The organism is Ornithinibacillus caprae (assembly GCF_009728145.1).
GTDB classification, from domain to species: domain Bacteria; phylum Bacillota; class Bacilli; order Bacillales; family Amphibacillaceae; genus Ornithinibacillus; species Ornithinibacillus caprae.
Genome location: NZ_WOCA01000024.1, coordinates 12,717 through 31,006, shown reverse-complemented (window position 1 = coordinate 31,006; position 18,290 = coordinate 12,717). Strand labels below are relative to the sequence as shown.

Annotated in this window: 18 protein-coding genes and 1 other annotated feature; of the genes, 13 read left to right on the top strand and 5 right to left on the bottom strand. The window is 35.6% G+C overall.

Translation table 11 applies throughout. The features are described from left to right. Positions 1–89: 89 nt before the first annotated feature. Entirely contained in the window at positions 90–269 is a 180-nt protein-coding gene (locus GMD78_RS19825) for a DUF2929 family protein (protein ID WP_155671524.1), read from the bottom strand. Positions 270–445: 176 nt separating this feature from the next. Between GMD78_RS19825 and GMD78_RS19820 the strand changes: the two genes are divergently transcribed. From GMD78_RS19820 to GMD78_RS19795, 6 genes are all read left to right on the top strand, one after another. Then, the gene (locus GMD78_RS19820) at positions 446–1,057 is read left to right on the top strand and encodes a hypothetical protein (protein WP_155671523.1); all 612 of its coding nucleotides are present in this window, start codon (positions 446–448) and stop codon (positions 1,055–1,057) included. Between the two features lie 32 nt (positions 1,058–1,089). Then, positions 1,090–2,049, top strand: coding sequence for a BMP family ABC transporter substrate-binding protein (locus GMD78_RS19815; protein WP_155671521.1), 960 nt, complete (start codon positions 1,090–1,092; stop codon positions 2,047–2,049). A gap of 129 nt (positions 2,050–2,178) precedes the next feature. Next, complete coding sequence (locus GMD78_RS19810) at positions 2,179–3,120, top strand: beta-ketoacyl-ACP synthase III (RefSeq protein ID WP_155671519.1); 942 nt, start codon at positions 2,179–2,181, stop codon at positions 3,118–3,120. A 65-nt stretch (positions 3,121–3,185) separates the two neighbouring features. Continuing rightward, positions 3,186–4,427 (top strand): beta-ketoacyl-ACP synthase II, encoded by a 1,242-nt coding sequence (fabF, locus tag GMD78_RS19805; RefSeq protein WP_155671518.1) that lies wholly within the window; start codon positions 3,186–3,188, stop codon positions 4,425–4,427. Between the two features lie 343 nt (positions 4,428–4,770). Next, positions 4,771–4,977, top strand: coding sequence for a YuzI family membrane protein (locus tag GMD78_RS19800; RefSeq protein ID WP_155671516.1), 207 nt, complete (start codon positions 4,771–4,773; stop codon positions 4,975–4,977). A 128-nt stretch (positions 4,978–5,105) separates the two neighbouring features. Further along, a complete protein-coding gene (locus GMD78_RS19795; protein WP_155671514.1) occupies positions 5,106–5,879 on the top strand; it encodes a YjbA family protein in 774 nt (257 codons plus the stop codon). Between the two features lie 8 nt (positions 5,880–5,887). On the opposite strand, the gene trpS is transcribed toward GMD78_RS19795, so the two are convergent. Both trpS and GMD78_RS19785 read right to left on the bottom strand, forming a co-directional pair. Continuing rightward, the gene (trpS, locus tag GMD78_RS19790) at positions 5,888–6,889 is read right to left on the bottom strand and encodes a tryptophan--tRNA ligase (RefSeq protein ID WP_155671512.1); all 1,002 of its coding nucleotides are present in this window, start codon (positions 6,887–6,889) and stop codon (positions 5,888–5,890) included. A gap of 61 nt (positions 6,890–6,950) precedes the next feature. Then, positions 6,951–7,126: a binding site (T-box leader), on the bottom strand. A 593-nt stretch (positions 7,127–7,719) separates the two neighbouring features. Then, positions 7,720–8,625, bottom strand: coding sequence for a nuclease-related domain-containing protein (locus tag GMD78_RS19785; protein ID WP_155671510.1), 906 nt, complete (start codon positions 8,623–8,625; stop codon positions 7,720–7,722). A 338-nt stretch (positions 8,626–8,963) separates the two neighbouring features. Here GMD78_RS19785 and GMD78_RS19780 point away from each other — a divergent pair, with 338 nt between their 5' ends. The 3 genes from GMD78_RS19780 (at position 8,964) to GMD78_RS19770 (ending at position 11,433) form a co-directional block, all read left to right on the top strand. Beyond that, positions 8,964–9,254: a HesB/YadR/YfhF family protein gene (locus GMD78_RS19780; protein WP_155671508.1), complete on the top strand. Its 291-nt coding sequence runs from the start codon at positions 8,964–8,966 to the stop codon at positions 9,252–9,254. A gap of 190 nt (positions 9,255–9,444) precedes the next feature. Continuing rightward, on the top strand, positions 9,445–10,671 hold the full coding sequence (locus GMD78_RS19775; RefSeq protein ID WP_155671506.1) for a putative glycoside hydrolase: 1,227 nt from the start codon (positions 9,445–9,447) through the stop codon (positions 10,669–10,671). A 165-nt stretch (positions 10,672–10,836) separates the two neighbouring features. Next, positions 10,837–11,433, top strand: a complete 597-nt coding sequence (locus tag GMD78_RS19770; RefSeq protein ID WP_155671504.1) for a GNAT family N-acetyltransferase — start codon at positions 10,837–10,839, stop codon at positions 11,431–11,433. Positions 11,434–11,477: 44 nt separating this feature from the next. On the opposite strand, the gene GMD78_RS19765 is transcribed toward GMD78_RS19770, so the two are convergent. Next, complete coding sequence (locus GMD78_RS19765) at positions 11,478–12,845, bottom strand: ammonium transporter (protein ID WP_155671502.1); 1,368 nt, start codon at positions 12,843–12,845, stop codon at positions 11,478–11,480. Positions 12,846–12,871: 26 nt separating this feature from the next. Next, positions 12,872–13,213 (bottom strand): P-II family nitrogen regulator, encoded by a 342-nt coding sequence (locus GMD78_RS19760; protein WP_155671500.1) that lies wholly within the window; start codon positions 13,211–13,213, stop codon positions 12,872–12,874. Positions 13,214–13,685: 472 nt separating this feature from the next. Here GMD78_RS19760 and spxA point away from each other — a divergent pair, with 472 nt between their 5' ends. The 4 genes from spxA (at position 13,686) to pepF (ending at position 18,231) form a co-directional block, all read left to right on the top strand. Continuing rightward, positions 13,686–14,081: a transcriptional regulator SpxA gene (gene spxA, locus GMD78_RS19755; protein ID WP_155671498.1), complete on the top strand. Its 396-nt coding sequence runs from the start codon at positions 13,686–13,688 to the stop codon at positions 14,079–14,081. A 267-nt stretch (positions 14,082–14,348) separates the two neighbouring features. Continuing rightward, positions 14,349–15,038 carry an adaptor protein MecA gene (gene mecA, locus GMD78_RS19750; RefSeq protein ID WP_155671497.1) on the top strand — a complete coding sequence of 230 codons (690 nt, stop codon included), beginning with the start codon at positions 14,349–14,351 and terminating at the stop codon, positions 15,036–15,038. A 90-nt stretch (positions 15,039–15,128) separates the two neighbouring features. Beyond that, positions 15,129–16,295: a competence protein CoiA gene (locus tag GMD78_RS19745; RefSeq protein ID WP_196493878.1), complete on the top strand. Its 1,167-nt coding sequence runs from the start codon at positions 15,129–15,131 to the stop codon at positions 16,293–16,295. A 124-nt stretch (positions 16,296–16,419) separates the two neighbouring features. Continuing rightward, positions 16,420–18,231 carry an oligoendopeptidase F gene (gene pepF / locus GMD78_RS19740; RefSeq protein WP_155671493.1) on the top strand — a complete coding sequence of 604 codons (1,812 nt, stop codon included), beginning with the start codon at positions 16,420–16,422 and terminating at the stop codon, positions 18,229–18,231. Positions 18,232–18,290: the final 59 nt, after the last annotated feature.

Below are 18,290 nucleotides of genomic sequence, written 5' to 3'. Positions count from 1 at the left end.
AAGAAAGTATAAACTTTCCTATCCTGCGCATTAGCGCAATGGGGCACTAGTCAAAAGACTTAGCGAATGAATATGTAACATATTCACAATTAGTTTTCGCTATTAACCTTTAATACGCCATCACCTAAAACAAAGATAACAATGGAAACAATCGCTGATAATACAAGCGTATCTGTAACAGGAAATGGCTCTCCTGCCATACTAGATAATACGTAAGATAGTGTAGAACTTATTAACACAGCCCAAATAATCGTCATAAGATATCGCATACATAACACCTCATTCTTTAACCATATAATTTTAAAAACTAGTTTATTTATAGCACATATATAATATAGTTTACCAAATCATTAACCAAAATAAAAGCATTTCTTCACCGTTTGTCGGTGCCTGTCACTTGTCGAATTACATTGCGGATTACATGTGTGTGATGAGAGGGGATTATATGTCTATTTTAATTGCTAATTGTTTTCATTGGGTTGGGTTTCATTTATTAAATGAGTTACTTGATCGTGGGATAGAGGTAGCTGGGATCGATGCACTTGATACAGATAGAAAAGAGCATCTTTCCATGTTTATAGGTAGGAACAGTTCATTTTCATTCATTGATAATAGTGAAGCATCAAATTATGAAACATTTATTATCATTGATAACTCAGATGATATTCCATCCAATTTCACATCAAGAAAAATAAAAATTGGATTTGGAGAGAGTAGGGAGGAAAAAGAAAATATCGTTCATGTCCATGCACCAATATTATATGGGGAATGGATGCCAATGAACGAGAAGGGATGCCTGCATCAAGAACGATTTATAGACTTTGACTCTGAGGAATTTCAGTCAGAGGCGATTTATATTGGGGACTTTGTAAAAGCATTTATTCAATGGTTAAAGGTTGATAACTTACCAGGCCATATAGAAGTTCGAACAAAGAAAAATAATGAAGATCAAGCCCTTAAACTTGAAAATTCCATTTATATTCGTGACAATGTACCTAAAGAAGAAAATTTGAAAAGAGTCTTGGCCCATTATAGGCGCTATAAAGAATTCTATTAAGACGTATTGTTAACGAATGGAGTGCTCAAGTTTTGAAGAAGCGATACATCGTACTAATTACTATGGTTGCAACTCTACTCTTATTTACAGGCTGCAGTGGTGAAACCAAACAGGGTAATATTCAAAAAGTAGGCTTACTTTTAGAAGGGAAGATTACCGATCAAGCCTGGGGAGAAAAAGGTTACAAAGGATTATTAAACATCAAAGAAAAATATGAAGTAGATGTAGAATATAAAGAAGAAGTTATAACCGAAGAAGAAATAAAGGAAACGGTAGAAGAGTTTGCACGTGACGGTGTTAATCTTATTTTTGGACATAGTAGTACCTATGGAAAACCATTTTTTGAATTAAGCAATGAGTACCCTGACGTTCATTTCGTTTACTTTAACGGTACGTATTATAATGATAACGTTACTAGTTTAACCTTTAACTCGCATGCAATGGGGTTCTTTGCAGGAATGTTAGCAAGTGAAATGTCGACAACAAACCAGGTTGGTATTATAGCGGCATATCAATGGCAACCAGAGATTGAAGGGTTTTATGAAGGTGTAAAATATCAAAATCCTACGACTGATGTTCAAATGTCTTTTATTTATGATTGGAATGAATATCAAATTGCTTTAGAAATGTATGAGGATATGAAGGAACAAAATGTAGACGTGTTTTATCCTGCTGGTGATGCGTTCAGTGAGCAAGTAATTAAAAGGGCAAGTGAAGATGGATTATATGCGATTGGCTTTGTATCTGATCAATATGAGCTAGATCCTAACACCGTATTAACGAGTACTGTACAACGGGTCGATCGATTATATTCATTAACTGCTGAGAAGTTCAGTAAGGGAGACCTTGAAGGTGAAATTCTAACGTTTGACTTTAAGGATGACTATATTTCCTTTGGTGAATTTAGCCCCGAAGTACCAGAGGATTTTCAAGTAACGTTAAATGATGCAATTGAAGAGTATACAGAAACTGGATTTTTACCTAATCAATGATTAGGTATTTTTTTTATTCTAAAAAACCTAAAATTAGTATTCAACTTGCAAGAAATGTAATTATGCATTAAAATTAGTACCAAGTCATAAGAATTGATAATAAGATATACTACGTAAGGGGATGTCTATATGGGTGTTGGCGTATTAGGAACTGGACATTATGCTCCAATGAAAGTCGTTACCAATAAAGACTTAGAAAAAATAGTAGATACAAGTGATGAATGGATTCGTACAAGAACTGGAATAGAGGAAAGAAGAATTGCAGAGGATGACATGGATACATCCGAAATGGCTTTTCAAGCATCTTTGGCTGCATTAGAAGAGGCAAAGGTTAAAGCAGAGGATTTAGACCTTATCTTAGTAGCAACTGTAACTCCAGATACACCATTTCCATCAGTATCTTGCATGCTCCAAGAAAAATTAGGTGCAGTTAAGGCAGCAGCAATGGATCTTAGTGCAGCATGTGCAGGGTTTATGTATGGGATGGTCACTGCGAAACAATTTATTGAAACTGGTGTTTATAAAAATATTTTAGTAGTAGGGGCCGAAAAGCTTTCTAAAATTACGGATTGGTCTGACCGTAATACGTGTGTACTATTTGGTGATGGTGCAGGTGCAGCAGTAATCGGCGAAGTCTCTGATAATAAAGGAATTTTGTCCTTTGAATTAGGAGCAAATGGTGCAGGGGGAGAACATCTGTATCAGGATGCAAATGAAGGGTATTTACAAATGAATGGTCGTGAAGTCTTTAAATTTGCTGTACGCCAGATGCCAGAATCATCCGTTAATGTCATTGAGAAAATTGGCTACAATAAAGAAGATGTTGACTATTTAATTCCGCATCAAGCAAATATTCGTATCATGGAAGCGGCACGTGAAAAATTAGGAATTTCAGAAGATAGAATGGCTACTACCATTAAAAAATATGGAAACAATTCATCAGCATCTATACCTATGGCTTTATCAGAAGCTGCGAAGAGTGGTAGAATTAATGATAATGATCTAGTCGTATTAGTAGGATTTGGTGCAGGACTAACATGGGGCGCAATCGCTCTACGTTGGGGAAGGTAAGGATTCATTTTAGGAAAAAATATGCTAATAATTGTAGAATTTTAAGTAAGTAGGAGGGAGTATTAATGGAGGAAAGAAGAGTGGTCGTAACAGGACTAGGAGCGGTAACCCCTGTAGGTAATGATGTGAATTCAATGTGGGAGAGCATTATTACGGGCAAATCAGGTGTTGATTTTGTAACTCGAGTAAATAAAGATGACTTTCCAGCTAAAATTGCAGCAGAAGTAAAAGATTTTGAACCAACTGCATATATGGATAAAAAAGATGCACGTAAAATGGATGCATTTACTCAGTACGCGGTTGCTGCATCTAAAATGGCTGTTGAAGATGCTGGATTAACGATAGATGATTCCATTGCTAATCGTGTTGGTGTTTGGATCGGATCGGGAATTGGTGGTATGCAAACATACGAGGATCAATTCAGAAAATTTTTAGACAAAGGGCATAAAAGGGTTAGTCCTTTCTTTGTACCAATGATGATTCCAGACATGGCAGCTGGGCAAGTATCTATCCAACTAGGTGCAAAAGGAATAAACTCCTGTACCGTTACAGCGTGTGCATCAGGTGCAAACTCAATCGGTGATGCATATAAAGCAGTACAACGTGGAGATGTTGATTATATTATTGCAGGTGGTGCAGAAGCGCCTATCACAAACATGTCTTTTGCAGGTTTCTCTTCTGCTAAAGCATTATCATTTAATCAAGATCCGAAAACAGCTAGCCGTCCGTTTGACAAAAATCGTGATGGATTTGTTATGGGTGAAGGTGCAGGAATTTTATTACTAGAATCATTAGAAACAGCACAAGCACGAGGTGCACATATATATGCTGAAATCGTAGGATATGGCTCGACAGGTGATGCTTACCATATAACTGCTCCAGCAGAACACGGTGAAGGTGCAGGAAGATCCATGAAGCAAGCACTTGAAGATGCTGGAATTGACCCTACAGATGTTGACTATATTAATGCTCATGGAACAAGTACTGATCTTAATGATAAATACGAAACACGCGCAATTAAAGATCTATTCGGAGAACATGCATATAAAGTAGCCGTTTCATCGACGAAGTCAATGACCGGTCATTTACTTGGAGCAGCAGGTGGAGTAGAATCAGTTATTTCAGTTAAATCTATTACAGATGGAATTATACCACCAACAACTAACTATGAAACTCCAGACCCAGAATGTGACCTAGATTATGTACCAAATGAAGCTAGAAAACAAGAAGTAAATGTTGTAGTTAGTAATTCATTAGGCTTTGGTGGACATAATGTAGCGTTAGTATTTAAGAAGTTTGACGCGTAATTTATAATATTTTTTATGTGTAAAGGCTGATCCTTTTTGGGGTCAGTCTTTTTGGTTTTACTGTAGACTTTTTGAGGTATTATCTGCTCTTTATTGAGAGTTATCGGCTTTCAAGAGGGAGTATCGTCTCTCAAGCGGAACTATCTGCCTTCGAGTGTAGATATCGGCTCTCAGCCCCAAAATATCGTCCTCCATCTCACAAAATAAACCACACCCCGGATTCCAATCAAAATCATCCCTATATACCAGTCCCGATAACATCTCTCTATTAAATTTATCATTTATTCACATTTCCTAGCATAGGATGAATTAATAATATAACGGACAAGCATGGTGATAAAAAATGGGATATATGTTTTTATTTTTAATAGGATTTGGACTAGCTGTTACAGGTGGAGTAACTACCATTGCTTATATGAACTTTTTACCTGCAGGTGTTTCTTGGGTAGAATATTTTATTTTTATTAAAGGTAGAATAGAATTCTACTTCCTCCCAATCGGCCTTCTCATCATGACTCTTGTGATTTATCGTTTTCCAAATAAACCATAATCTTACTATCACTTAGAATAAATTTTTTAAGGATGGTCATAATGTATGTTAAGTGATGTTCAAGATCGCATAAATAAACGGTTTTGAACAACCTCGAAAATGATTCATTCAAAAGTGAGGGGTGTTGTATGTTATATTTGCACGATGTTTGGGTGAACTGGTTTGAAGGTGAGGAAAATGGCTATAACGTTTGTTATTATCACGAATGGCGTAAGGATGATAAGATTGAGCTATTAGACCAGGTTCCATTGTTATACATAACAGAAGGCTTATATAATTATATTGAAAATGATATGCATGACTTACCGAAGGCCTTACTAGATAGCATTTACAAACGAGCATATACTAGAAAAGGCCAAGAAAGAACCGGTTTAGACTATGCATGCGTTGTAACCGATGGGAATGATATAATAGCTTTTGACACAATTGGATACCGCATTCCAATTCGAAAAAGTAGACTTATTCCAAGGCAGGAACAACTCGTATACGATATGATTGAGAAAGTAAAACCGCAAGACTTTGATTTTGATGAAGAATCTTATGAAAAAGAATATCACATGCTTTCTATGTCACCAGATTTGGTATTTGGATTAACTAGAAGAGAGCGTCAACTTAAACAATTACTAATGATGGGACTAGATCAACTGCGTACAACCAACAATATTGAAGAATTAAGATATTGGTTAACCGAATGGAATCCGAAAAAATATCCATTCATACGATTTATGAATGAAGAAAAAGTATGGGAAGCATTATATGAAGGTGTAAAATATGGTTGGAGCCAAGCTCATGAGGAGCTTTGTGCAAAATTAATTAAAGGCCAACCGTTCTTAGAGAAAATGTGGGAAATTGAACACAGTTATGAACAAGGGATACCCAAACAAAAATCAAAAAATCAGTGAGAAGCGTCTCACTGATTTTTTTTCTTTTTAACCCGACCTAAGCCCATCGCTTTTTTTGCTTTTGAGATTGTTTTATTTGCTGTAAACGATGCTTTTTCAGCACCTTGATCAAGGATATCGTCTAGTTGCTCGGAGTCAATTAACTCATCATAGCGATCCTGAATTGGCTTAAGCACACTAATAACGGCATCAGCTACACCTTGCTTGAATTCCCCGTAGCCTTTACCAGCGTATTTTTCTTCGATAACTTCGATTGACTCACCAGTACAACTCGCATAAATATTAAGTAAGTTTGATACGCCAGGCTTGTTTTCTTTATCATATTTTACAATGCCTTCGGAGTCGGTAACAGCACTTTTAATTTTCTTTTCAATTTTCTTCGGAGTATCCAGCATCGAGATAAATCCTTTTTCGTTTTCATCAGATTTACTCATTTTTTTCGTAGGCTCTTGCAAGGACATAATACGAGCACCTACCTTAGGAATACTAACTTCTGGAATCTTGAAAATATCGTTAAATCTGTTGTTAAATCGTTGTGCTAAATCACGTGTTAGCTCCAAATGTTGTTTTTGATCTTCACCAACAGGAACAAGGTCTGTATTATATAAAAGAATATCTGCTGCCATTAAAGATGGATAAGTGAATAATGCAGAAGATACAGCTTCTTTTCCTTCTGACTTATCTTTAAACTGAGTCATGCGTTCTAGTTCCCCCATATAGCTTATCGATTGTAACATCCATCCCAGCTGAGTATGTGAAGGTACTTCCGATTGAACAAACAGCGTTGATTTTTGCGGATCAATGCCAGAAGCCAGGTATAATGCTGCAAGTGATCTGATATTCTGACGCAATTTTAAACGATCCTGTGGTACTGTAATGGCATGCTCATCAACAATACAAAAGTAACAATCTTCTTCTTCCTGTAGTTTTACAAACTGCTGGATAGCTCCCAAGTAGTTTCCGATTGTTAACGTACCACTAGGTTGTATCCCAGAAAAAATGGTTTTCATCTTGAAATTCACTCCTCTATAATTTTTGGGGAACGTAAAAAAAGCCCATTCATTCCCTCTGCTAAGGGACGAATGAACCGCGGTGCCACCCTAATTATTCTGTTCGTACAGAATCACTTCATTTAATAGATCAGCTCCAAAGTCCAATTCCAATTTACCTTGATGCTTGTTTCCACCAACCACAAGCTCTCTAAAAATCAGCGGGTAATTGTACTACGCCTTTTTCATTGCTAATGATATTGAGTTTTTTATATTATATAAATCCTGTTGAGGAAATGCAAGGGGAAAACTCATGAATTGTTATTTATAAGAATTTGATTATCCAAATAAAGATGGTAATGGAGGAGGACGGTACGAAAATAGAAGTGGGAGAGTTTGCAATAAAAATAGAGTCGATGAGTTACCGAATGAGGTGATGAGGAGTTCAAACGGTAACTCATAGAGCTGATGAGTGCCCAAATGAAGCGTAGAGAGTTCAAACGGTAACTCAAAAGTGAGATGAGTGCCCAAATGAAGCGATGAAGCACTCAAACGGTAACTCATAGAGCTGATGAGTGCCCAAATGAAGCGAGGAAGCACTCAAACGGTAACTCATAGAGTTGATGAGTGCCCAAATGAAGCGAGGAAGCACTCAAACGGTAACTCATAGAGCTGATGAGTGCCCAAATGAAGCGAGGAAGCACTCAAACGGTAACTCATAGAGCTGATGAGTGCCCAAATGAAGCGAGGAAGCACTCAAACGGTAACTCAAAAGCGAGATGAGCGCACAATGAAGCGAAAAAGTGATTAAACGAGCTTAGCTTTTCATTCTGATCAACCCCACTAAAAAGTTATTCATAGTAGGTCCATTGCTTGGCTCCTACAACTTTAAAATTATTTACCAAGATTCTTCTAAGGGTCTTCTTCGACCCCACAACGCGACACCAATCATAAATAACAGTAGTAGTAATTTTTTTATCTGGAAATAGAATCTTAAATTCTTTTATAGCTCTTAATACAGCATTTGTTACGAGCTCTACATTCCCACACTCCAGACACACGCATTTACTATTTGCAACAGTTACTGAAAATGAGTTACATGAAAGACAGGTAATTCCTTTTCGTAATTCATCATATTGATAGGCAGTAATTTGACTAAATGGGGAGTCGTCCAGATTCAATGACAATAGTTTCTCTGCAAGTTTCTTATGATTATCATTCAGTTTTGAAGGGGTTACATTCAAATCTTCCATGTGTTGATTAATTTGGGTGGGAAAAATAAAAGGTTTATCCAGAGGTGCTTGGTATAAGGTGAAAGTAGGGTTGATAAAAACAACGGATGCGTCAATGGGTGGATTGAAACCGAGGCTGAGGAGTAGTTGACGGAGTAGGGATTCGCTTCTGCTCAATTGGTGGAGAGGGTTAATAACTTCTATTCTTGGTTTCTTGAATAGTTTATCCGATTCGTAAATATAATCGCCTTCATAATTTTTCACCTCATAAAAGTAGATTTTCACTGGCGCAATCAGGAGGGAGTCAATTTGGAAAGTGGTATTATTTACTTTTAGCAATAAATCATTTAATATCAAGCATTCACACTGTAATTTTTCTGTTAGGGTATCAAATATCAGCTCTCCATCATAGCCCTTTTTTAGATTGAAAAGGTGTTGTTTTTCCTTGTTCGTTAACGTTTTGCGTTTGTTTAACAGCTCAAGAATGATCAATTCATTCGACTTGGTACGTGGTTTGTGTGGCATAATCTACATCTCCTTTATATAAATTATTTACTTTTAGTCAAATACGACTGTTTAACGACCCCTTTGTATATTATACTAAAAAATCCTACTTAAAATATAAAAAATTCAAATAATAAGTAATCCTATAACCGTGAGAGGAAGTAATATCCAAAGTATTTACGTCACCCAACAAAATTTCACATAAAATTCAAAGTATCATTGATAGACTGTCATACTTAAATGGAAAAAAATGAAAGCGGTTAAGTTTTGTGTTATCAAATTCGAATAAACTTGCAGAATAAAGATAGACTGAGTAGACTTGAATTGTATAAATAATTTCCAACAGAAGAGGTGTGACAATGAGTATCCATATTAGTAATGAAGCTGCAAAATGGTTTAAAGAAGAAATGGATTTGGAACAAGGTGATCACGTTCAATTTTTCCTAAAAATATACGGAGGCATCCCAACTGTTCATCCGAATTACTTTTTAGGAGTAGCGGTTGGAAAACAAGGAAGTATTAGAGAAAAAGATGAAACAGAAGGTATTACATTTTATTATAATGATGAGGACGAATGGTTTTTCTCTGATTATAATTTAGAAGTTATTCGAAAAAATGATGAAGTGGAATATATATTTAATAATAAATAACAACTTGCCGTCTGTTGAACAGACGGCTTTCAATTAAACTCCCCTACAAATCCAGTTCGACAAGTACTCCGAAAAAATCGACAAATTCTATCATTTTCCATTTAACTATTCTGTATTGTGCTATATAATAGACTCAAAGATTGTCTAGTAGCTATTTGTTTTTTAATACAAGAATAGGAGATTGATATATATGAAATCAAAACAACTTAAAATTGTAACCTTCGTTAGTATTCTCCTAATAATTATTGCCCTTCCCTATGTGATTCCGGAAAAAAGTAGTGGAGAAGAAGAAAGAGTAAGTAAATTGCATCAAGAAAGACAAACAAGTGTTCAACCTATTGATGAGGAAAAAGAACACCAACGGTTCACATTTGAATCTGGTTATCATTTTGAATATCCAGATGCTGTAAGAGGAATCTATGTTACTGGACATTCTGCTGGCGGCAGTCGTTTTGATACGTTATTGGAATTAATTGGTAAGACAGACTTGAATTCAATGGTAATTGATATAAAAGATGACCATGGATACTTAACATTTGAACCAGGTGAAGATTCACCATTTGAAGATATCAGTCAAAAATATATTCATGACCCTGAAAATATGATGCGTGTTTTAGAAGAAAATGAAATTTACCCGATTGCTAGAATAGTAGTGTTTAAGGATACTGTTTTAGCGAAGAAACGACCTGATTTGTCATTTACAGAAGATGGTGAGGTTTGGATCAATGGTCGTGGAGAAGCGTTTGTTAGTCCTTTTCAAAAAGAAGTCTGGGAATACAATGTAGAAATTGCAAAACTAGCTGCTCAAATGGGCTTTAAAGAAATTCAATTTGATTACGTTCGTTTCCCAGAAGGATTTGAACATCGTGATGAAATATTAGAATATACACAAGGTGACTATGCTGATTCTGAATTAGATAATATTAAGCGTCGTGTAGAAGCTGTAACTAACTTTGTCACATATGCTAAGAAGGAATTAGAATCATACGATGTGGATGTATCTGTAGATATTTTTGGATATTCTGCGACAATTGAAGAAGCTCCGGGTATTGGACAAAACTTCTCAAGAATATCTGAAAATGTAGATGTCATTTCATCCATGATTTATCCGAGTCACTGGACAAATAATTATTTTGATATTCCAATTCCAGATAAAGAACCTTATCGACTAACAGATGAATATGCTAAGGTTGAAAATGAAGTTCTTGGTAAATTGGAAAATCGTCCTGTATCTCGTCCGTGGATTCAAGATTTCGAAGCACCTTGGATTTATAGCGGAACAGGGGTCTCTGTACAACAATATGGAAAAGAAGAAGTAGAAGCACAAATCCGAGCGCTTCAAGATAATGGGATAAATGAGTTTCTCATTTGGAATGCAGGTAACACATATACGGAAAACGTTGATTATACGCCATAATAGCCGAAAAAAGCGGAACTTAAGTGAAAAGTTCTGCTTTTTTTTAGGTATGCGGAGAATACGTTTACAATGCATACTAAAAGCGGATTTAACAAAAACTGTTCAATGACTTATAATAATAACGGTAAAACGGACTGGAATAGCAACTAAAAAAGGAGTAGATCAATGAAAAACTGGTACGAAAAACTAAATGAATATTTCCCTGTAGAAGAAATGAAATCAAAGGAGCATATGGAACTTCTTCTAAAAGAAAAAGGGGATGTATATCACAAAGATGAAAGTCCAATGCACGTAATGATGTATGCGGAATTTGATACATTTATTTTTATAGATTATGTGTGGGTATCCTCTAAGGCAAGAGGACAAGGTATTGGGCACAAGCTTATCGAAAAGCTGAAAAAGAAGAATAAACCGATTATCCTAGAAGTAGAACCGGTTGATTATGATGACACAGATACGGAAAAGCGACTTCATTTCTACAAACGTGAAGGATTTACCCACGCTCAATCCATCGGTTATAACCGCCGTTCCTTAGCTACAAATGAAGAAAATCCTATGGAAATATTATATTGGTCACCAAGTAATGAATCAGAAGAAATGATTTATGAGCAAATGAAGAAAATGTATGAAAATATTCACACCTATAAAGATGAAGAGATATATGGTCAGTCATACCAACCAGTTGACGAAGTATTAACTTATGATGAAAATCGAGAAGCAGAAGACATTCTTGGAAGCTTAAATGCAACGAAAAATATGTAAGTATATAAAAAACGAAGCCTTATGATGAAGGCTTCGTTTTTCAGTTACTCTGTTTTCATACTCTTTCCAACAGGTAAGTTATTTAAACGATCGGCAAGCGCTAAACCTGTTGCTGTATCAGTATCATCATTGGTTAGTAATGTGTCTTTGAAGTCATAGGCATTCGAACCATGTTCAGCAAAGTCAAGACCTGCGACCTCTTCTTCCTCCGAGACGCGAATTGGTGAAATGAGGTTCAATATATACGTAAATCCACCGATAGTTAAACCGACCCAAGCAATTACCGCTAGAACTCCAATTGTTTGAATGGCTAACTGAGAAGTACCATACCCATAAAGTAATCCGGTATCCGTTGAGAAGAAACCAATCGCGATCGTACCCCATATGCCGCAAATCCCATGAACTGCAATTGCTCCTACAGGGTCATCTATTTTACATGTTGCATCTAGGAAACGAATTCCTTCAACAAGTAGAACCCCAGATACTAAACCAACGATAATCGAACCACTTAAAGAAATTTCCGCACAGCCTGCTGTAATACCAACTAGCCCAGCCAAAACACCATTAAGTGATAGAGAGGCATCCACTCTTCTAAAACGTAGCTTTGTATAGGCGACAGAAGCTACTAATGCAGCAGATGTAGATAATAACGTTGTTCCGATCACCATTGGAACTAATTCTGGATCAGCGGCAAGTGAACTACCGCCATTAAAACCAAACCAACCTAACCAAAGAATGAATACGCCAAGAGCCCCTAGTGGAATATTGTGTCCTGGGATAACATTTACTTTTTTTCCTTTATATTTCCCAAGGCGTGGACCTAAAATTAATACAACCATTAATGCACCAACAGCTCCAGTTAAATGTACGACAGTTGAACCTGCAAAATCACTGAAACCTAACGTAGTTAACCAGCCGTCGCCTTGCCAAATCCAGTGACCTACCACCGGATAAATTACTGCTGTCATTACAATGACAATTAATATATAACTACCTAGCTTAATTCGTTCTGCAACAGCTCCAGACATGATGGTCGCACAAGTTGCAACAAACATAGCTTGGAAAATAAAGAATCCGATATCGTCGACACCACTTAATAAGAAACCATCCACTCCAATGAATGAACCACCTGAAGTTCCGAACATGAGGCCATATCCTATTACATAGAATAAAATTGCTGCGACACTGATCGTTAGAAAGTTTTTCATTAAAATGTTAAGCGTGTTTTTGGAGCGTGTGAAACCTGATTCCACCATGGCAAAACCTGCATGCATAAAGAATACTAGAAATGCACCAAGCATCACCCACACAAGATTAACGGATAATTCCAGTGACTCTACGGTTGGTGCCGCGTAAACTGGTGATGCAATTAAAAAAACAACCAAAAACAAGAAAAAACTTTTTCTAAACAATGAAACTCCTCCTTTAGATTTTAAACTTATCGTACTGCTTCAACTCCACGTTCTTTAGTTCGTATCCGTATAATTTCTTCAATAGGATGGATAAATATCTTTCCATCACCGATATTTCCAGTACTGCAAGTATTAATGATGATATCTACAATTTCATCCACTTGCAGATCATCTACAACCATTTCCACTTTTAATTTTGGCAGTAATTGAATCTGAAACGTATTTCCTCGAAATACTCCTGTTTGCCCTTTTTGTTTCCCAGTTCCAGCTGCTTCGGTGATGGTTAAACCTCCGATACCAATGGAAGAGAGTTCGCTTCGAAGTAATTGGAACTTCTCAGGGCGAATAATTGCTTCAATTTTCTTCATCCAAACACCCCTTTCTTTATGTTAGGTTTTCTAACATGAATAAGTAATATAAATTATCATAAAATTAAAAAACAAAAAAATCAAGGATATTTTGTTATTTTTACAAAAAAATAAATGATAATAATGTAATTCATGTTAAAATACCTTACAAAGGGTTTTTGTTTGAAATAAATTATGTTATACTCATTTTCAGGCAAGAGGGACGCCTTGAGGAATTCTAAAAGGAAAATAGTTAACAACCTTTTTTCAAATAAAATGTTTAATTGAAAACGATTTAGGGTATGTTACAAATAAATGAAAACATTTTGTGAACATCTAGAAAATAACCAACTTTTTCTCGGAAATTCCCTACCTTTTGCTTGACAATTATAGTATACTTATACATATGAGGTTATTTAAACTTATTTTAATTTAATAAGTTATTAAATGTTTATGAAATGAAGATAAACATTAGATTGAGGAGTGAAGTTTCATGGTTACACTTTATACCTCACCAAGTTGTACATCTTGCAGGAAAGCAAAAGCATGGTTAGAGGAACATGATATTGCTTTCAAGGAACGAAATATATTTTCCGATCCATTAACATTAGATGAGATAAAGGAAATATTACGAATGACTGAAGATGGAACGGATGAGATCATTTCAACACGATCAAAGGTATTCCAAAAACTAGACGTAAATATTGATCAACTTCCATTGAAGGAATTGTTTAATTTAATCCAAAATAACCCTGGATTATTAAGGAGACCAATTATTCTTGATGAGAAACGTCTGCAAGTTGGGTACAACGAAGATGAGATCCGACGATTTCTACCAAGAACAGTTCGTACATTTCAGCTACGAGAGGCACAACGGTTGGTTAACTAATGATCATTACCACATAACAAGTGAAATAAGAAGCGTAGATCCCATTATTGGAAGGTCTACGCTTTTATTCTCTATTATAGATGACAAAATCAATGAAATACGTTAAAATTAAACTTTAAATAATTGATTTGTATAGGCATATTAATTTTCAAAAAGTAATATGCTATCATACAATTGTTAATAAGATAAGAAATCACTTAGTGATTATTGGATATATGGAGAAGAACCTCTTCGACTTAAGGACAAAAAGAAGGGAGAGAAGTGCAGATGGAGATAGAGAGAATTAATGAAAATACGGTTAAATTTTATATCTCGTATGTTGATATTGAAGATCGTGGATTCGAACGTGAGGAAATATGGTATAACCGTGAACGTAGTGAACAGCTATTTTGGCAAATGATGGATGAATTGAATTATAAAGAAGACTTTCATGTAGAAGGTCCACTGTGGATTCAAGTCCAAGCGTTAGAAAAAGGATTGGAAATTATAGTAACGAAAGCACAACTTTCCAAAAATGGTGATAACCTTGAACTTCCAATTGATGACGGAAATACGATTGACATCCCTGTTGATGAAAAAGTTGAAAGTCTGTTGGAAGAAAAGTTTGGTAAAAATATATCAGATGACGAGTCATTGGAAGATGTAGATGACTCCAATTTATGGATAATTGTCAGCTTCGAAGACTTTGAAGATGTTATTCAACTAAGTCATTCATTTCAAGATGAAACCAATAGCATTGAAGAAGCCTTGTACGCATTAAACGATAAATATTATCTATATCTTGAATTCTCAAATGAAGATTCAGATGAAAGTCTACAAGAGGATATAATCAGTAGAGTCTTGGAATTTGCGGATGATTCTGATGTTACCATCCATTATCTAGAGGAGTATGGTAAAAAAGTCTTTGCTGCAAATACGTTTTCACAGGTACGCGAATATTTTCCACCTAAAGCATAGATGCCTTTTCATGAGGTGTCTATGTTTTTTCTTATTGTTTGCAGGATAATGGCCACCAATAGCGAATATATAGAGGAAGGAGGTGGTCATTTGTTGCAAGCAAAGACCCAAATAGGCGTTGTTACATCGCTTACTAAGCTAACAAGTAATGAAATTTTAGAGCTTAAGAAACATAAGCGATTCTTCTGTCCAACCTGTAATGAAGAAGTCATCATAAAAGCTGGTTCTCAAGTAGCACCACATTTTGCACATCTTTCGAAAGTAAATTGTCCAGCGAATGAGAAAGGAGAAGGAGCATATCACGAACAAGGCAAGCTTTTATTATTAAAGTGGTTAAAGGATCAGGGATATCAAGTAAGCTTAGAAGCGTATCTTCCCAAAATAAATCAGCGTCCAGATATCCTACTTAAGATCAACGGAAAACATATTGCGATTGAATATCAATGTGCTCGAATTCCGACCGAAGTGATTCACAAACGAAATACAGGATATCGATCAATCGGCATTACACCGCTTTGGATTCTTGGAGCAAATCAATTTAAAAGAGAAAGCTCCAATTTGATAAAAATAGATCCGTTTACACTTCAGTTTCTGCATCAATTTAAAACCCCTAATCAACATTCCCTTTACTATTTTGATCCGAATACTAATGTACTTACTACTGCCCAGGATTTATATGAAGTCAAAAAAAGAAAAGCCCTAGCCAAACTGAAATTCTCCCATTTAGATCAAGTGCTTTTCCGAAGCATGTTTCTTTATCGACAATTTACAAAAAATCAATTGTTAACTAATTGGATTTACGAAAAAAATAAGTTTCGTGTTCAACCCCGAAAAAATTCTTATGGAAATGATTTAAAGTGGAAACGCTTGCTATACCAAAAAGGGATAGCAATCGACCACTTACCGTCTATCATATATCTTCCAGTTTCCTCTCAATTTTTAATGAAAACTCCACTCTGGGATTGGCAAAGCAGAATTGTCCTAGATATGATTAATCCACTAAAAATTGGTGCGCACTTCTCCATTGGGAAATGTTTTGCCCTATTAAGAAATCAATCCTTTTCCTCGGACCATTTTTCCATGCTTCACACGATAGAAAGTCCTATAAAACAATACCTTCAGTGGCTTTGTAAGTTGAATATTATTCAGCAACGATCGGCCACAATCTATGAAAAAATAAGGGAAGTTGAATTTTATCAACATATTGAAGAGGCTGTTATGGGAGATAAACAATTAATCTATACATTAATGAATTAATTTTGAGCAAAATAGGAGCGTGGAGGGTAATTATTTCGGTATACTAAATAATGTAATAGTTTAAAGGAATATTTTTATACGTGTCGAATTAACATGGTATAGAAAGAAAAAGGAGGAGTTATAATTGGCTAAAGCTACAAAAGAACTTCAAAAACGAAGTGAAGTGCCAGTAGAGAAAACGTGGAGATTAGAAGATATTTTTGAAACAGATGATGCATGGGAGAAAGAGCTAGAAAGCTTAAAAAATGATATCCCGAAAGTAACAGATTATCAAGGGAAATTAGCTGACTCTGCAGATACTTTATATGAAGTGTTAAAACTGCAAGATGAAATTTCAGAACGTTTAGGAAAGTTATATACATATGCTCATATGCGCTATGATCAAGATACAACTAACTCATTCTATCAAGCCTTAAATTCAAAAGCAGAGAATGTTTTAACAAAGGCATCTAGTTCTATGAGTTACCTTATTCCAGAAATATTATCAATGGATGAAGGTAAAATTGAAAGCTTCTTAAATGAAAAAGAAGAATTAAAAATATATGAGCATACATTAAATGAAATTACTAGACAACGTGATCATGTATTAAGCGAACGTGAAGAAGAATTATTAGCTGAGGCATCTGAGCCAATGTCAGCTGCGTCTCAAACATTTAGTATGTTAAATAATGCGGATCTAACCTTCCCATCTGTAAAAAATGAAGAAGGGGAAGAGGTAGATCTCACACATGGTCGCTATATTGGGTTCTTAGAGTCTAAGGATCGTCGTGTGCGTGAAGATGCATTTAAAGCAATGTACGCTAAATACGGTGAATTCAAGAATACATTTGCTTCAACCTTAAGTGGAGTAGTGAAACAGCATAACTTTAACGCAAAAGTGCGTAATTACGATTCAGCTAGACAATCAGCTTTAGACAACAATAACATTCCAGAACAGGTTTACGATAATTTAGTAGAAGCAGTTAATGAAAAATTACCATTGTTACATCGCTATGCTAAATTGCGAAAAAAAGTACTAGGTGTAGACGAATTGCACATGTATGACATGTATACACCATTAGTAAAAGATGTTGACATGAAAATTCCTTATGAAAAAGCACAGGAGTATACATTGGAAGCATTAAAACCACTTGGTGATGAATATGTAAATATAGTTAAAGAAGGCTTCGAAAATCGTTGGGTTGATGTAGAAGAGAACAAAGGAAAGCGTAGTGGAGCTTATTCTTCTGGAGCATATGGTACAAACCCATACATCCTAATGAACTGGCAAGACAACGTGAGTAACTTGTTTACGCTTGTGCATGAATTCGGCCACTCTGTACACAGTTACCATACTAGAAAGAATCAACCATATCGCTATGGAAACTATTCTATTTTTGTGGCAGAGGTTGCATCTACATGTAATGAAGCGATTCTCAATGATTATTTATTGAACAATTTAGACGATGAAAAGCAAAAACTATTTATCCTAAATCACTTCCTAGAAGGATTCCGTGGTACCGTATTCCGCCAAACCATGTTTGCAGAATTTGAACATGAAATCCATAAGCGTGCTCAAGATGGTGAGGCATTGACTGCAGATATGTTAACAGAAATTTATTATAACTTAAACAAAAAATACTTTGGTGACGATGTCGTTTCTGATGAAGAAATTGGACTGGAGTGGGCTCGAATCCCGCACTTCTATATGAATTATTATGTATATCAATATGCAACAGGATATTCAGCAGCTACAGCATTAGCTAATAAAATATTAGAAGGTGAAGAAGGTGCAGTTGACCGTTACCTTGACTTCTTAAAAGCTGGTAGCAGCGATTACCCAATTGAAGTATTGAAAAAAGCTGGTGTAGATATGACATCCAAACAGCCAATTCTCGATGCTCTAGAAGTATTCGAAGAAAAGCTAGAAGAAATGGAAAAAATGTTAGTAGACTAATGTGTATTAATAAAACCACCAACTTGTGAGCCAAGCTGGTGGTTTTGTACTGTTTAGCA

Bases quoted from the DNA above. Each gene is read 5' to 3' on its own strand.
- GMD78_RS19760 (WP_155671500.1), bottom strand. From the start codon at position 13,213: ATGAAGAAAATTGAAGCAATTATTCGCCCTGAGAAGTTCCAATTACTT.
- spxA (WP_155671498.1), top strand. From the start codon at position 13,686: ATGGTTACACTTTATACCTCACCAAGTTGTACATCTTGCAGGAAAGCA.
- GMD78_RS19770 (WP_155671504.1), top strand. From the start codon at position 10,837: ATGAAAAACTGGTACGAAAAACTAAATGAATATTTCCCTGTAGAAGAA.
- GMD78_RS19800 (WP_155671516.1), top strand. From the start codon at position 4,771: ATGGGATATATGTTTTTATTTTTAATAGGATTTGGACTAGCTGTTACA.
- GMD78_RS19820 (WP_155671523.1), top strand. From the start codon at position 446: ATGTCTATTTTAATTGCTAATTGTTTTCATTGGGTTGGGTTTCATTTA.
- GMD78_RS19795 (WP_155671514.1), top strand. From the start codon at position 5,106: ATGTTATATTTGCACGATGTTTGGGTGAACTGGTTTGAAGGTGAGGAA.
- GMD78_RS19825 (WP_155671524.1), bottom strand. From the start codon at position 269: ATGCGATATCTTATGACGATTATTTGGGCTGTGTTAATAAGTTCTACA.
- GMD78_RS19780 (WP_155671508.1), top strand. From the start codon at position 8,964: ATGAGTATCCATATTAGTAATGAAGCTGCAAAATGGTTTAAAGAAGAA.
- GMD78_RS19785 (WP_155671510.1), bottom strand. From the start codon at position 8,625: ATGCCACACAAACCACGTACCAAGTCGAATGAATTGATCATTCTTGAG.
- trpS (WP_155671512.1), bottom strand. From the start codon at position 6,889: ATGAAAACCATTTTTTCTGGGATACAACCTAGTGGTACGTTAACAATC.
- GMD78_RS19775 (WP_155671506.1), top strand. From the start codon at position 9,445: ATGAAATCAAAACAACTTAAAATTGTAACCTTCGTTAGTATTCTCCTA.
- mecA (WP_155671497.1), top strand. From the start codon at position 14,349: ATGGAGATAGAGAGAATTAATGAAAATACGGTTAAATTTTATATCTCG.
- GMD78_RS19810 (WP_155671519.1), top strand. From the start codon at position 2,179: ATGGGTGTTGGCGTATTAGGAACTGGACATTATGCTCCAATGAAAGTC.
- fabF (WP_155671518.1), top strand. From the start codon at position 3,186: ATGGAGGAAAGAAGAGTGGTCGTAACAGGACTAGGAGCGGTAACCCCT.